Raw genomic sequence first — 16,660 nt, 5'->3', positions numbered from 1 at the left:
GAAGCTTATGCAGAGCATCATTTTCGCAAGGGTTTGTCTTATTTTACTAAACCACCGACTCAATTAGATGGCTTAATCAGTAATGTAAGTTCAGTTGCGCTTAATTAATTTATGAGGAGATCTATGGATTTGAGAATATACAAAAAATTGTAGCGTTCCTAAAAATAAAACTGCAGAAGCAAGGGTAAACTGTTGATGATACGAAATACCCAAATGCTGAAGTGTACTAAAGGTTAAACCACCGATTAATTGTGTCATTGCAAAACTGAGAGTGGCAATACTCCAAAGTTTTTTATAAGCCATACCATATAGCTGTAAAATGGTATAAGACGTTAGAAATACGACAGCAGGATTCAGCATTCCTGTCAGAAATGAAGATGTAAAAGTTAAAATAGACGTGTGACTGATGGTGGCGATAAAGATCGCGAAGATATACATGCTATACAAAATTTTTAGTGCAGTGAAATTACCAAACTTTTTAGCAAGTAAATATGCTGTAAATGCACCGAAAGCACTACCAACGCCGTATAAAATCCAATTAATATTCATCCACAATAAATTTAGATGCAATGTGTTACTGAGGTAGTCAATCCAAAAAAGTGAGTGAGGGACATAAGAAAATGCACTGCATGCATAGGCAACAATTAAACTTAAATATAAACCAGTCATTGGTATGACTTGCGGAGCTTGATCTAATGGGGTCACAAGTTGCTGTTTAAATGTTGCGAGTAAAATACTGATAAAAATAGTAATACTAAGTGAAAATCCAAATAAAATGCTCCATGCTGTTTGAGTGGAAATTTGATCAAGATAAGGAAGGAATAACGTCGCAAGTAATATACCCACTCCAATACCACTAAATCCGATAAAATGAATGGTGAAACGGTCTTTTAACTCACAACACTGAGCGACGATACTCGGTGATAAAATCATCAGTAAACCGCCGCTAATGCCAGAAATGATGCGCCACAACACGTACCAAATTTCAGCAAAATTAGAAAAAGAACAACTGAGTAAACTGATTGTCCCTACAATTGCAGCCGCTTGAATATATAGCGGCATATTTTTGTTTTGAGGGATCCGCATCGCCCAAAAAGCACCGATTAAATAACCGAATAAATTTGCACTACCCAAAATACTGGCAAATTGAGTTGACCATCCAAATGCTTCACGCGTGCTAGGGAGTAAGGCCGTATAGGAAAAACGTAAAATTCCGATACCTAAACACATGCTTAAGCAAAGAAAAAGACACAGTTTTACTTTATTCGAGAACATCCTGTTCCTTTTGATTATTTACTATTTGGTTAAATATTGAATAAACGATAAATCTAACTCTAGAAGAAAACAAGACCAAATTACTTAGACTTAAGATATGATTAAAGTGAAATATAGGGTATTGCAGATTCTATTTATATAAGTTCGTCTATATTGAAACCGTTATGTGATTGAGAAGACTGAAAATGGATTTTGATTCATTTAAGGATGTGAAATTGATGAGGTATGGCTAAATAAAGGAAAGAATATTTCAATGGAATGGGGTGACTATCTGTATTGATTCAAATCTTTGGAATAATGTGTAAGCCAAATGCTTTAGCATTTTTAAGAAAAAGTTTAGCTGATTTATGCATTAAGTCGATATGACTTTGTTTTTTAAATAGATACAAGGTGCTGAAAAATGAGCAACAATATCTACAAAAATGATAAAGGCTGTTTAGCTCATCGAGATTACCTTATAATTTGCATAACTGAACTTATGGAATACCAATGAACTACCCATTAATCCTGAATATCGTGATATTCATAGCTCTAATCGTATTGCTCATGCAAACGCGTAAGACAGATTGGAGTCTTGCGAAAAAAGTATTTGCTGGTTTGAGTTTGGGTGTGGTTTTTGGTTTGGGCTTACATCTGATTTATGGATCAAATACTGCTGTTATAGATGAATCGATTCAATGGTTTAATGTGGTTGGGAATGGTTATGTGAAACTTTTACAAATGGTGGTCATGCCATTGGTGTTTGTTTCGATTTTAAGTGCCGTGATTAAATTACATAATGCTTCATCTCTAGGAAGAATTAGTTTTTTCAGTATTGGTACTTTACTAATTACCACCTTTATTGCCGCTTTGGTTGGGGTATTTGTTACCAATTTATTTGGATTAACTGCCGCAGGTTTGGTTCAAGGTACACAAGAAACTGCACGTTTAGATGCAATTCAAACCGATTATATGGGGAAAGTCACTGATTTAAGTGTACCTGATTTGGTTTTATCATTTATTCCGAGTAATCCATTTGCTGAACTGACTGGGGCACATCCCACATCAATTATTAGCGTGGTGATATTTGCGACCTTCTTGGGCATTGCTGGCATTAACTTAATTAAAGACAATGTTGAAAAAGGGCATCGAATCGTTGCAGCTGTAGATACTTTACAAGCATGGGTGATGAAACTGGTTCGTTTGGTAATGACACTTACGCCTTATGGTGTATTTGCCTTAATTACCAAAGTCGTTGCAAGTTCAAAAGCTGCGGATATTGTGAATTTAGGTGGTTTTCTCGTGGCATCCTATATTGGTTTAGCCATTATGTTTGTCGTGCATGCCTTAGTATTACTACTAACCGGTGTGAATCCGATTCGGTTCTTTAAAAAAGTGCTGCCTGTTTTAGCTTTTGCATTTACTAGTCGTTCGAGTGCGGCAAGTATTCCGCTCAGTATTGAAGCACAAACACGCCGTTTAGGAATTCCAGAATCTATTGCAAGTTTTTCAGCATCATTTGGTACCACAATCGGGCAAAATGGATGTGCTGGTTTGTATCCAGCGATGTTAGCGGTCATGGTTGCACCGACTGTAGGTATTAATCCTTTAGATCCGATTTGGATCTTGACCTTGGTGTGTGTGGTGACACTCAGTTCGATTGGTGTTGCCGGTGTAGGTGGTGGAGCAACTTTTGCTGCGTTGATTGTATTGCCGATTATGGGTTTACCTGTCACGTTAGTTGCATTATTGATTTCTATTGAACCATTAATTGATATGGGGCGTACGGCATTAAATGTTGATGGTTCAATGACTGCAGGCATGGTGACCAGTCAATTGATGGGGCAGACAGATCAAGTAATTATGCAATCAGATGACTTGGAAGATTTAAAGCATAGCTAAGCATTTATAGAATACGATTTAAAAAGGCATTTTTTTCGGAGATGCCTTTTTATTATCTGTATCTATTTATTTAAATCAATTGTATCTGTATTCATTTTTATGATGCGATAAAATACTTAAAACTGAAGGAATATTCATCATGAAAATGTATCAAGTTGATGCTTTTACTCAAGTATTATTTAAAGGCAATCCAGCGGCAGTATTGGTTTTGAATGAGTGGCTCAATGATGAGTTAATGCAAAATATCGCCTTAGAAAATAATCTTGCTGAAACAGCATTTGTGAAATGTATCGATGCTGAAAATTATGAAATACGTTGGTTTACTCCTTTGCTTGAAGTGGACTTTTGTGGACATGCGACTTTAGCTTCAGCATTTGTTTTATTTAAAGATTACACCTCAGCAAAGAAAATCCAGTTTCATGTTAAAAATTTAGGCATCTTTATCATTCATCAGGCTGAAGATGGGAAAATTAAAATGAATTTTCCCATTCGTCGGGCATCTCAAATATTGGAATATCCAAAATTATTAAATGAAGTTATTGATAAACCGATTAAAGCTGTTTATTTAAATCAGCAAGCCTTTATTTTAGTATGTGAATCAGAACAAGATGTCATCTCTGCACAACCGAATCTTATCAATATAAAAGCCATTGCTGATGTGCATGGCGTAAGCACAGCGATTACGGCTGAATATAAAAATTTAGATCTCGCAATTACAGCTCATTCTGAAAAATATGACTATGTCGCGCGTTACTTTGCACCACAGAAAGGTATTAATGAAGATCCTGTAACGGGTTCTATGCATACTGGATTGGCACCATTGTGGGCTGAAAAGTTAGACAAAAATAATTTAATCGCTTATCAAGCTTCGGCACGTGGAGGTGAATTGTTTTGTGAAATTAAGTCAGCTGAACGGATTGAAATATCAGGTTATGCACAATTGTATATGCAAGCAGAAATTAAGATTTAATGGCTAAATGTAGGCATCATTTCAATCATTTTATTTGCAAAACAGTGACAATAGCCGTTGTAATAAGCGGCTTTTTTCAAAACTCTACTATTTAATCTAATGCATATTCCCTAAGATAAACCGCTTATAAAATTTAAAATTTCTTAGAAGACTCTGGAAACTCTATGTTGATGCGCTTGAAAAAACTTACGCTTTCGGTTTGTTTAATAGGTTTTAGTGCTTCATCAATGGCACAAACCATTTTGGTGAAATCTGAACAAAATATTGAAGAATATAAATTAGAGAATGGTTTTAGAATATTACTTGCTCCGAATAATAAAGAGAGCAAAGTTTTTGTCAATACAGTGTATTTGACGGGATCATTGAATGATCCAAAAGGGAAAGGTGGGCTGGCACATTTACTCGAGCATTTGGCTTTTAAGGGTACACAAAATGTAAAAGATGAAGAGTTTCAACGCCGCTTAGATCAATATACGTTAATGGCCAATGCCAGTACCGATTATTACTCGACTAAATATACGAATATCGTACGTCCTGAAAAGAATGCTCTAAATGAAGTCATTTATCTTGAAGCTGAGCGTATGGATAAATTAGTGCTTCAAGAAAAGTTTGTACCTTCTGAAATTAATATTGTCATGCGTGAACGTGAAGTTCGTATGGACCAACCGTTTGCAGTATTGATGGATCAGATGTGGAAATCTGCTTATGGTAATCAATATTTAGGACGTTTACCGATTGGAGATTTACCCGAATTACAGTCAATTAAAATGGATGAATTAAATCAATTTTACCGCGCATGGTATGCACCCAATAATGCAGTGATGGTCGTTTCAGGTAAATTTGATAAAGCTGAAGTTCTCAAACAAATTGATAAAAATTTTAGTCCGATTGCAGCACGTCAAATTCCAACACAGACCCAAGTCCCACTCCTTGATTCTGCCAAGATCAAAGACCGTAATTTTGTGGTAAAAAAAGGCAGTGATTTAGCTAAATTCAATATTTATATGAATGGGAAAAATCCACAAATTCGTCCGGCTTTAGCGCTTACTCCATATCTTTACACCATGCAACCGAGTGGGCATTTGTATAAAGACATGGTTGAAACGGGGATTGCGAATAATGTGCAGTCAACGACATGGTCTGATCAAGATTTCAATATCGTCTTTCTTGGAGCGATTTATGCACCGAATCATGATGCGAAAAAAATTGAAACTGCGCTGATTGCTAATACTGAAAAAGATCAAAATTTTGATTTAACCGAGCTGAATCGTGTTAAAAATTTAGTTAAAAATGGTCAAGAAACATTGTTAGCAAATGCAGTTTCTGTCGGTTCAATGTTAAGTGACTATGTGGTGTCTTCACATGGTGATTGGTCACAGTATTTTAAAGATCAGCAAGCGATCCAAAATTTAAGTGTTGCACAAACCAATTCCACTTTGAATGCTTTTTTAATCCCGCAGCATCGTATTTCTGGGGATATTCAACCGACACCTGAAGAACAGAAAAAAGCATTGGAACAGAAAAATTCAGATAACCCGAAAACTATAGATCAGCAAACACCTAAATCTGAACCTTTAAAAGATATTAGTGTTTATAAAACAGAAGTTGCTCAATATTTAAAGAAGTCCCAGCAATATGTTGCAAAAACAGAAAAGAAAATACAGCGAGGAAAGTTCAAAAATGGGATGCAATATGCCTTATTCCCAACATCCACCCGTGATGATAAAACCTATGCCACCATTAATGTTGACTTTGGAACGGCAGAATCATTATTTAATCAAGGCGAAATTTTAGATTTCACGGCTTATTTATTATTACGTGCTTCTGATCAGTATAGTTTGCAAGACATTGCAGATAAATCCATTGAGTCGGGCGGTATGGCAATGGCTTCAGCTGCTGGCAATGGCATGACGATTCAGATTTCGGCGAAAAAGGAAAAATTTGATGACTTCTTTAAATACATTTTAGAAGTAATGAAAAATCCTAAATTTGAACAGTCACAGTTTGATTTAATTAAGTTACAAAGTCTTGCCAGTTTGGATCGTCCTTACACTGAACCAGAAACAGTTTCGGCTTTGACCATTGCACGACTTATAGAAGTTTACGCACCAGGTGATTTACGTTATCACTTTGAACCTGAATTGGCGAAGAAACAAATTCAAGCGGCGACGAACCAACGCGTTAAAGATTTATATCAAAAATTCTTTGCAATGAATCATGCACAAATTGCTATTACCGGACAGTATGATGCTAAGGCGATGCAAAAACTATTAAATGCTGAATTTGCTCAATGGAATGGTCAGGAAAAATTCCAACGACTCTCCTCAACCTATGAACAGTATCAAGCTCAAAAAGTACATGCTTTATCTGAACAGCGAGAATTTGGTAGTTATCAAAGTATATTGACCATTCCAGTTGGGGCTTATCATGCAGATGCACCTGCTTTAATTGTGCTTGATAACATACTTGGAGATTCACAACTATCTTCTCGTTTAGGTCAAGAGTTACGTGAAAAAAATGCATTAGTTTATGGTTTTGGTAGCCAAGTACAGTTAGATGATTGGGCTGAATCGGGCGCGATTAGTATAGAGGCCAATTATACGGCTGGAAAATCTGCGCAAGTTTCACAGACTGTACATAAAGTCTTATTGGATTTATTGGAACAAGGTATTACCGAGCAGGAATTGGAAGCCGCTAAAGCAGATATTATGAAAAAGCGTGTAACCGCACTAGAAGATGAGCGAGCTATTCATCGGATGCTCGTCCCTCAGTTAGAGCGAAATCGAGATTTTTCAACATGGAAAAAGCGGAGTCAAGATTTTGCAAAATTAACAAAAGCGGATGTTGATGCGGTGATTAAAAAATATATTAAGCTTGATCACTTAGTGGAAGTCATGGCAGACCAATATGGTCAACCAATAAAGTCATCAAATGTTGTTATCCAATAAGCAATATCATTGCTGGGAAAACTGCCCAATAGTGTCATTTTTCTTTGAAGGGCATAAATAGATAGGTGTCACAAAATTTATTTGACGTTTTGAATAATAAAAAAGCCCAAAAGGGCTTTTTTATTATTCAATCATATTAATGCTTATGACCATCTTTTTTGTCATGTTTATGCGCATGAAAATCTTCGTTTTTGCGGAAACGTAGATAGTTTTCAAATTGTTCACAATATTCATCGTAATTGTCTTCCAACATCATTTGAAATTGTTGTAAGACATAAGAAGTCACTTGCTGTTTAGCTTCACGCATTTCTTCAGCTGTTTGAAAAGTATTTGCCGCAACCCATGTATTGAAGCGTGCTGTACCAAACAGCATTGCAGCACTTACTTGTCCACGTAACTCAGCAGGATCTGTTTTTTTTCCTTTGGGTGGGCGACAAAAATCATTGGCTTGTTTAATAAATTCATCAGCACGCTCAAAAAAAACAGCATTCAAAGCTTCTTCTTCGGTGACATCGGTTGCATCAATTTTTTGAGACATGACTTTTTCCACTAATAAAATACCTCTACATTATAGGCAAAGCCTTGCAGAAACTGAACCATTGTCTTACTCTAAAATAGCCTAAGTACAATTAAATATGGAAATCGAATGCAAGATGCAATTGCGGTGCAAAGTTTAAAAAGTGATATAGCCTTGCTTCGTCAAAATATTTGGCCGGCTGTAGATTTGCAAAATGTCGAAGGTTTACCCATTTATTATGGTTCGAAACAATTAGTTGCTGAATATTACCAACAGTGGACAGCTCTAATCGAACGGGCACAGGCGTTATTCCAATCCTTTATGGAGGATGAAGCTTTAGATGCCATTCATTTACCGAGTCATTTGAATTTACCGTTATTTTTCTTTCATGTGGATCGTATTCATATTAATAAAACGCGAGCTAAAGAATCTAAAACATTTAGAGGAATTGCGAGTTTACTGGATAAATGTGGTCAGTTTGAGCCCGATCAAATTGCAGAAATGTCTGCATGGTTAGAGAGTGATGATACTGCTGCATTGGTTGCACATCGTGAGTTTATTGACTTAAGGACCTATGTTTTTCAACATGGGCAAAGTGAATATACGCGAACGCGATTTTATGTGAATGGTATTGTGTTAAGTACAGAACAACATTTTGAACTGGTTGACGCACGTGATAAGCCACGTAAACAACGTAATGATAGTTATAGTGATCCATTGGCAGATAATGGCACATGGAAAGTCTATGGGAAGAATCGCTAAAATGACAATTTTGGGTATCTCATAAGATTATGCCGAATGCCAAAAGGGACGTATATTGGCAAAAATTTGAAGATAATGTGCAGCTTGTTGTAATTGATGTTGTTGGTTTGCAGCAATCCAACCCAAAGCAAACCAAGCATTGGGATCATTCTTGATATTGTTGCGGAAAAACGTTTCTGCAAGGATGAGATCATTATATTGACCGAGCATATCTTGGGCTGGTTTTAAAGTTTGCAAATAGCGTTTAACTTCGGAACTTTTATATAAAGATGAAATAAAATCAATGCTATAACGTAATCGTTTTAGGCGTTTTCGTATGCGATGAAGTGTGGTGATATCTTGCTCTAATAAATTTTGAACATCTCTTTGGATATGTTGATGCAGTTGGATGATCTTTTTAATCGATATTTTTTGATTATTTTTTTCCGATGAATCTATGTTGGGTTGATGTATAAATTGGAATAAAGACAGGATTAGATTGTTAAAATCCAAAGATTGAAACAGTTGCTGAAGGGAAATAGAGGTTTGCTGTGTTGATAGAGGGAGCTTTAACTCTGGTGCACCAGCTTTTAACAACTTTGGAACAATTTCTTCTGCAATTACATCTAAATCACGTGTAGTACCTAATTGTCTAAAAATAATAGCCAATTGTTTGGTCCAAATTGGATCAACGTGTTGACTCCAGTTGCTAAACATACTGAATGCGCTGCGTAAACGCCGAATGGCGACTCGAGCTTGATGCACATGTTGACTATTAAAGTATCCTGATGCAATGGCTGTACTATTGGGTAGGAGATGCTCTAAACAATTCTGAATCATTTTTTTTAAAGCAACGGCTTTTGAATCATGATGCTTTAATTGTAATGTGGACTGATTTTGGGTTGGATATTCCGTTAATCCTTGTGCCAGTAAATAGCATTGTTGCAGTTTAGTATATCCATTCAAGCAGAGATGATAACGTTTAATGTATGGAAAAATAAAAGAAATGAAGTCTTGAATCGTTCCTTGTTGAAGTTGGAATTTAATTTCAATAAGATCTTTAACTTGATGGTTGTGTGAAATTTGACCTTGATCTAGCTGGACTTGGATTTTACTATTTTGGAAACTAGAGATGGTAACCCATCGTTCGACTTGTATCTCAAATTGAAGTCTTAAGTTGTTTTGCAGTGAATTGAGTAATTTTATTATATTTTTATCAATGTGTTTGTTGTACTTATAAGCTTGTAAGTTTAAAGCTGGATTGGTTTGTTGCTCAAAATTGATATTGAACTCGGAATGCTTGCTCTGATTTTGTGTCTGAATATTTAAGCTTTGAACGCAGTTTTGATCTTGAAGTCGTTGTCTTAAAGAAACAGCGTGCTGAGATAATTTAAAATCATCACTATCATAATAGTTTGTATGTAGCTGCATTTTTTGAGCATTCTTTCTTTGTAATGCTTTGATGAGTAATTCGGTTTGATCCTTAGGAATTTGAAACTTTAATTCTATTTTTGACATCGTGACATGTCCTAACTTTGTTATCACTCGACTCTTATTGTTATTCCGTCGATATTAAATACAAGTCTTCTTTAAATGTAATTTTGAGTGTTTTTTGTTCTTGTTGTCATAGAAACATCAGATCATTTTTAGTTTATACCGCAGCTGAAAATGATCTGATAGATTATTTATTTCAAGAATTTACGGCTGACTAAAAATTGTTCTGTTGTTTCTAGTAGCTTTTCAGCATACGCTTCTTGCTTTGCTGTAAGCCATCCTAAAGCAAACCAATCGCTTGCCTCTAGATCAGTTTGTTGTAAATAAGAAGAGGATGAAGTTAAAACTTGATATTGTTCAGAGGCCTGTTGAGCATCATTGAGTGACTTACTATATTTTTGCAAATTTTTGACATCATAAATATTGGTAAGGATGGGGAAACTAAATTTTAATTCATTTAAGCGTGTAGCAAGCTCATCTAAGCTTTCAAAATCGTTAAGATCCGCTTTAGTTAGACTATCTTGCAGCTGTTTATATTGCGTTTGTAATGCATTTTGCGCGAACCATTTTAAATCGTGAGTTTGAGTTTTTTCCGAAGTACCTAAACTGAACATTAACAATTCTAAATAATGTTGTACATTCTGCGTCGATTTCACCAAGTTATTCAGTTTTTCTTGTGCATATAAAATATCTTTATTTAAACTTTCGGCAGTTTTAGGGTTTTGTAATAAAGCGCCTAAAGTGCGTTGCATATGCTCAAAATGCTGTAAGTTTTCGAAATGACTTTTAAATGCGGAAAGTTGATGTGCCCATTTATCTGTTTTGGTATCCGTCCAATCTTTAAATAAAGACAAACTTAAATGTAGATGATGTAAAGCCGTCTGTGCTTGTTGAATATGTTCTGCTGTTGCAACTTGAGCAGAGATGGCTGCAATATTTGGTAATAAATGTTGCAGTTGGTTGGCAATAAGTAGTCTAAGATTCTGATCGGCAGAGTCTTTTTTATTCAGTTGGATTTCTTTCACAAGTTTTGCAGGGCTGACTGTTTGATGAGTGACCAGTAAATTTCCAAATTCAGCTTTACTGCGAACATCTAACCAGAGTTGATATTTCTTGACCCATTCAAAACTAAACGCTAATAAAGACTGCACAGAACCTGTTTTCAGTTCAAATTCAACTTCGTGAATTTCTTGGCGTGCTGAATCTGTACGAACTTCTCCAATATCCAGACTAATTTCAATTTCAGCATCTTCAAATTGAATCACGCGACAGGTACGTTGAATGTCAGTTTCAAACTGTTGTTGAAGTGGGTATTGAGTCTCACCTAAAGCATTTTTCAGAATAGCTTGTGCTTCGGGATTATGATGATAAATCTCAAGATTAAGTACGGGCGACCATGCAGTTGTATCTTCATCTATATTATTTTGTATAGGAGTGAGCACATGATTATCTTCAAAACGATGTAAGTGGCTTTTACCTGCAGTTTTCAGTGTTTGAACCCATTGCGTACCTTCTAAGCGCTGGCGTAAAGCGACACCGTGCTGGGCAAGCTGACGATCTTCAGTGTCATAATATTTAGCTTGTAATTGAATAATTTCAGATTTTTTCGGATCTATTGCTTTAAGTATTGCATTGCGTCGTGCTTCGGGAATCTGAAATTTTAATTCAACTTCAACCATGACTAAGTCCTAAAAATTTATATTCAGCTTATGAGAATTTATAATGAAGAATAACAAAGGGATAAAATGTGGTTTTTTATCTCAGTATTATTAATGAAGTTTTATATTGTAACGCAATTCACGGGAGCAACGGCATATGAGCAGTATGGAATTTGCTTAAACTTTGTTAACTTTTTAAGATGAGTATCTTTGATTTGGCTTTTATTTAACCGCAAACTACATTATTGTAATCTTAAGCAATATAAAAGCATCAGGAAGAGCATTATGAATGCGCAGGTCGAGCCAAAACAAGTGTTAGTGCCAACAGAACAACAATTTCAATTACCTATTAAAAATTATTCAGAGTTTTACCGTTTTTACCTTACAGAACATCGCCATATTATGAGCCGACGATTACATGCAGTTGGAAGTAGTGTCGGTATTTATTTTTTTAGTAAAGCTATTCGCCAACGCCAGCCTAAATATTTTATTTATGGACTGGTTTCAGGCTATGCTTGTGCGTGGGTAGGGCATTTTGTCTTCGAAAAGAATAAACCTGCCAGTTTTAAACAACCTTTATATAGTTTTATTTCGGATTGGCGAATGCTCTCGGATATTGTGCGAGGCAATCTGAGTTTAAAAGACCGTAAGTTTGATAAAATTGAGAGCTAATTTAAAACGCTGTCTAATGCTGTAAGTGACGGCAGTTAATAATAAAGATAGTAGGAGTAATACTCTGCATCTATAAACATCAATTTTGAAAATATCCTGTTGATGTTTTGTGGAGTTATCTCTATTCATAGAAAGATCAACATCTATGATGTGTTCAGCTTAAACAAAATCGACGGAGAGATACGTCAATTTTTTCATTTAAATAAAATATTTGTTAACAAATACTTCAAAAACACGATATTTGATGTAAATAGAAAGGCTTCAAGCGATAAAATTCATTTTTTTAAAGTGGATATGACTAGCTGAAAATATGCTTTAGCAGTAGAATATGCGCTCTCTTCAAGTCACATTGCGGTATGGTTGTCTAGACCTGCCCGTGGAGCCAAAATCAGCATGTTTATCGTGGCCGGTGCATCAGCACATTCTACCTTTAAGAAAACTCAACTATTATCACGTTTATCGTCAATTAGTTCGGTTCAATCTTGCGATAGCCAATGGGTTTATCTGTTTGACCAAGCGCTCAACGAGCAACAACAGCAATCAGCATTACAGCTTTTAAATGATGGTGCATCATTTGAATTGCGCCAAGTAGCAAGTGATGAAGTCCAAATTTTAGTAACACCGCGTTTGGGAACAATTTCTCCGTGGTCATCAAAAGCGACTGATATTTTTGCCAACTGTAATACGCCGATCCACCGCCTAGAACGCGGTGTTTTGTTTACTTTAAAAGGTGTTTCTGAAATCACCAATGAAGTAAAACAAGTTTTACACGATCGTATGACAGAAAGCGTTTTCAATCATATTGATGATGCTGCGGCATTGTTTTTAGAAACAGCACCAAAACCTTTGAACTCAATTGATATTTTGGGTCAAGGTAAAGAGGCTTTAGTTAAAGCCAATAATGAATTTGGTTTTGCGTTATCAATGGAAGAAATTGATTACCTGACTGAAGCCTTTATAAAAATGGGTCGTAACCCGAATGACATCGAGTTGATGATGTTTGCGCAAGCAAACTCTGAGCATTGCCGTCATAAAATTTTTGGTTCTGAATGGACCATTGATGGTGAAAAACAACCTTTATCATTGTTCCAAATGATTAAAAACACCTATAAAGAATCACCAACAGATGTATTGTCAGCTTATAAAGACAATGCCTCAGTGATTGTCGGTTTTGATACGCAACGTTTTTATCCAAAAGCAGATGAAAATGGTCGTCACGTTTATAAATATAAGAGTCAAGCTGCTCATATCTTAATGAAAGTGGAAACACATAACCATCCAACCGCAATTGCACCATTTGCTGGTGCTGCTACGGGTTCAGGTGGTGAAATTCGTGATGAGGGTGCAACAGGTCGTGGTGGTAAACCTAAAGCAGGTTTAACTGCGTTTACTGTTTCAAACTTAAATATTCCTGGGTTTGAACAACCTTGGGAAGATAATTACGGCAAACCATCGCGTATGGCATCGGCACTTCAGATCATGATTGATGGTCCTTTAGGTGGTGCTGCATTTAATAATGAATTTGGTCGTCCTGCTTTAAATGGTTACTTCCGTACGTTCGAACAAAACGTGAATGGCGAAGTTAAAGGTTTCCATAAACCAATTATGATCGCGGGTGGTTACGGTAATATTCGTCCTGATCATGTCGAAAAAGATGCGATTCAACCAGGTGATTTACTCATTGTTTTGGGTGGCCCTGCAATGCTGATCGGTTTAGGTGGTGGTGCTGCATCTTCTGTAGATAGCGGTAAACTCGGCGAAAACTTAGACTTTGCTTCGGTACAACGTGAAAACCCAGAAATGGAACGCCGTTGCCAAGAAGTGATTGATACCTGCTGGCGCATGGAAGATTTTAACCCAATCGTATCTGTACATGATGTCGGTGCGGGTGGTGTTTCAAATGCAATGCCTGAACTGGTAAATGATCACGAACTCGGTGCTGTGCTTGATCTTCGTAAGATTCCTTCATTAGAGCCAGGAATGTCTCCAATGGAAATCTGGTCAAACGAAGCGCAAGAACGTTATGTATTGGCAATTCGTCCAAGTTCTTTAGAATTATTTGAATCAATCTGTGCACGTGAACGCTGTCCGTTTGCAGTATTGGGTGAAGCAACTGAAGCACGCCATTTAACCGTTGAAGATCCATTGTTTGGTAACAAAGCGGTTGATATGCCAATGCAAGTCATGCTGGGTGGTACACCACGCATGAGTCGTTCATATGAAACAATTGAACGTCAAGGTGATGATTTTGACGGTTCAAAAGTTGAACTGAAAGATGCAATTTACCGTGTTCTTAAGAACCCAACAGTTGCATCTAAATCATTCTTAATCACCATTGGTGACCGTTCAATTACCGGTATGGTTGCACGTGACCAAATGGTCGGTCCTTGGCAGGTTCCTGTTGCAGATGCAGCAGTAACCACCACAAGTTTACAAGGCTTCACAGGTGAAGCAATGGCAATGGGTGAACGTCCACCAGTTGCATTGTTAAATCCTGCTGCCTCTGCTCGTTTAGCAGTGGCTGAGTCAATTTCAAACATTATGTGTTCTCGCATCGACCAGATTAGCGACATTAAATTATCTGCAAACTGGATGGCAGCAGCAGGTCAACAGGGTGAAGATCAAGCCTTGTTTGAAGGTGTTAAAGCGATTGGTATGGAAATGTGTCCTGCATTGGGTATTGCGATTCCAGTCGGTAAAGATTCACTTTCTATGCGTACCACTTGGAACGACGAAGGCGAAGATAAAGCTGTAACGTCACCAATGACAGGTGTGATTACTGCATTTGCACCAGTACTTGATGTTCGTCAAACCATGACACCTGAATTGAAAAATCTTGATTCAGTCTTGGTTCGTATCGATTTATCTAAAGGTCAATTCCGTTTAGGTGGTTCGATCCTTGCACAAGTGTATAAGGCAATTGGTTCAATCACACCAGATGTTGATAGTTTTGATGACTTCAAAGCATTCTTCGCATTGGTTCAAGATTGGAACAATCGTGGCTTGATCAAAGCTTACCATGACATTGGTGATGGTGGTTTGTTGGCAACGGTTGCTGAAATGATGTTTGCTTCACGTTTGGGTGTAGCACTTGAAGATCAATCCATTGCAAGCTTATTTGCTGAAGAAATTGGTGCAGTATTACAAATTAGTGTATCTGATTGGGCTGAGCTTCAAACTGAAGTTGCAGCTTCTGCATTGAAAGATGCCATTGTAGTTGTTGGTACAGTCAATACATCTGATGCTTTAACTGTTAATGGTTTAAGTTTAGAGCGTGCTGAATTGCAGCAAGCTTGGACTGAAGTGTCACATCAAATCCAACGTTTACGTGATAATGTTGAAACTGCAGATCAAGAATATAGCCTAATTGCTAACAAAGAACATAAAGGTTTAATCGCACAACCGACCTTTAATTTGAATGAAGAGATTGAAGCGCCATATATCAATTCACGTCGCCCGAACATGGTGATTTTACGTGAACAAGGTGTCAATGGTCATGTTGAAATGGCAGCTGCATTTGATAAAGTAGGCTTTACTACAGTCGATGTGCACATGAGTGATTTACTTGCAGGTCGTATCGATTTAGACGACTTTGAAGGTCTTGTCGCTTGTGGTGGTTTCTCTTACGGTGACGTCATGGGCGCAGGAGGTGGTTGGGCAAAATCAGTTCTGTTCAATCCGAAACTGCGTGATCAATTTGAAAAATTCTTTAACCGTGATGAAACCTTCTCTTTAGGTATTTGTAACGGTTGCCAAATGTTGTCGCAACTTGCACCACTTATTCCGGGTGCTGATGCTTGGCCACGTTTCCATCGTAATACTTCAGAAATGTTTGAAGCGCGTGCAGTGAATGTGCGTGTAGAAAAATCTAATTCTGTGTTATTACAAGATATGGATGGTTCGATTTTACCAATCGCTGTTGCGCATGGTGAAGGTCGTGTGGTTGCACCAGAAGCGAACCTTGCTGCATTGAATGCGGGCAACCAAGTGATTTTACGTTATGTGGATAGCTTTGGTAATGCAACACAACAATACCCAATGAACCCGAATGGTTCGCCAGATGCAATTTCAGGGGTGACGTCTACCGATGGTCGTGCAACGATTATGATGCCGCATCCTGAGCGTAACTTCCGTGCACTTCAACATTCTTGGAAACCTGAAGAATGGACTGAAGATGGTGCATGGTTACGTATGTTCCGTAATGCACGTAAATTTATTGGTTAATTGAAAGACTGATCTGAAAAAGCTCCGTAAGGGGCTTTTTCTTAGTCTGTATTTTGAGAATAAATAGTTACAGTTGAAAATTTGGTTTATTTTTTGCATCAGTTAAATTGTGTAAATAAGGATAAATTTTTTGCTTATAATATGTTTAATATTAAGTCAAAGAGTGAGGTGAAAAATAATAAGAACTGAAAAATATGTAAGCATTGATAAAGTGTTATTATACCCAAAAGGCTGGGTTTTTTGGTGTGGCTATTGAATTCCAAGTGTTATTTTTAATGTT

10 protein-coding genes are annotated in these 16,660 nt (G+C 36.9%); 6 read left to right on the top strand and 4 right to left on the bottom strand.

Annotated elements, in window-relative coordinates; genetic code table 11:
• Positions 1-90: 90 nt before the first annotated feature.
• Positions 91-1,275: a YbfB/YjiJ family MFS transporter gene (locus tag B9T28_RS04845; protein ID WP_086202824.1), complete on the bottom strand. Its 1,185-nt coding sequence runs from the start codon at positions 1,273-1,275 to the stop codon at positions 91-93.
• Between the two features lie 489 nt (positions 1,276-1,764).
• Here B9T28_RS04845 and B9T28_RS04840 point away from each other — a divergent pair, with 489 nt between their 5' ends.
• From B9T28_RS04840 to B9T28_RS04830, 3 genes are all read left to right on the top strand, one after another.
• A complete protein-coding gene (locus B9T28_RS04840; protein ID WP_086202823.1) occupies positions 1,765-3,156 on the top strand; it encodes an L-cystine transporter in 1,392 nt (463 codons plus the stop codon).
• Between the two features lie 139 nt (positions 3,157-3,295).
• The gene (locus tag B9T28_RS04835; RefSeq protein ID WP_086202822.1) at positions 3,296-4,126 is read left to right on the top strand and encodes a PhzF family phenazine biosynthesis protein; all 831 of its coding nucleotides are present in this window, start codon (positions 3,296-3,298) and stop codon (positions 4,124-4,126) included.
• 164 nt (positions 4,127-4,290) lie between these two features.
• Positions 4,291-7,074: a M16 family metallopeptidase gene (locus B9T28_RS04830; RefSeq protein ID WP_086202821.1), complete on the top strand. Its 2,784-nt coding sequence runs from the start codon at positions 4,291-4,293 to the stop codon at positions 7,072-7,074.
• Between the two features lie 136 nt (positions 7,075-7,210).
• Here B9T28_RS04830 and B9T28_RS04825 read toward each other — a convergent pair whose 3' ends face one another.
• Positions 7,211-7,612 (bottom strand): DUF3144 domain-containing protein, encoded by a 402-nt coding sequence (locus B9T28_RS04825; protein WP_086202820.1) that lies wholly within the window; start codon positions 7,610-7,612, stop codon positions 7,211-7,213.
• 108 nt (positions 7,613-7,720) lie between these two features.
• On the opposite strand from B9T28_RS04825, the gene B9T28_RS04820 reads away from it, so the two are divergent.
• Positions 7,721-8,353, top strand: coding sequence for a hypothetical protein (locus tag B9T28_RS04820; protein WP_086202819.1), 633 nt, complete (start codon positions 7,721-7,723; stop codon positions 8,351-8,353).
• 27 nt (positions 8,354-8,380) lie between these two features.
• On the opposite strand, the gene B9T28_RS04815 is transcribed toward B9T28_RS04820, so the two are convergent.
• Together B9T28_RS04815 and B9T28_RS04810 are read right to left on the bottom strand one after the other, a co-directional pair.
• Positions 8,381-9,850 (bottom strand): CYTH and CHAD domain-containing protein, encoded by a 1,470-nt coding sequence (locus tag B9T28_RS04815; RefSeq protein ID WP_086202818.1) that lies wholly within the window; start codon positions 9,848-9,850, stop codon positions 8,381-8,383.
• 167 nt (positions 9,851-10,017) lie between these two features.
• Positions 10,018-11,505: a CYTH domain-containing protein gene (locus B9T28_RS04810; RefSeq protein ID WP_086202817.1), complete on the bottom strand. Its 1,488-nt coding sequence runs from the start codon at positions 11,503-11,505 to the stop codon at positions 10,018-10,020.
• A 264-nt stretch (positions 11,506-11,769) separates the two neighbouring features.
• Here B9T28_RS04810 and B9T28_RS04805 point away from each other — a divergent pair, with 264 nt between their 5' ends.
• Positions 11,770-12,156: an Mpo1-like protein gene (locus B9T28_RS04805; protein WP_086202816.1), complete on the top strand. Its 387-nt coding sequence runs from the start codon at positions 11,770-11,772 to the stop codon at positions 12,154-12,156.
• A gap of 393 nt (positions 12,157-12,549) precedes the next feature.
• Positions 12,550-16,380 carry a phosphoribosylformylglycinamidine synthase gene (purL, locus tag B9T28_RS04795; RefSeq protein ID WP_086202814.1) on the top strand — a complete coding sequence of 1,277 codons (3,831 nt, stop codon included), beginning with the start codon at positions 12,550-12,552 and terminating at the stop codon, positions 16,378-16,380.
• The last annotated feature ends 280 nt before the right edge of the window (positions 16,381-16,660 follow it).

The organism is Acinetobacter silvestris, assembly GCF_002135235.1.
GTDB lineage: Bacteria > Pseudomonadota > Gammaproteobacteria > Pseudomonadales > Moraxellaceae > Acinetobacter > Acinetobacter silvestris.
The sequence above is the reverse complement of the archived record's forward strand: the minus strand, read 5'-3'. Positions and strand labels throughout refer to the sequence as shown.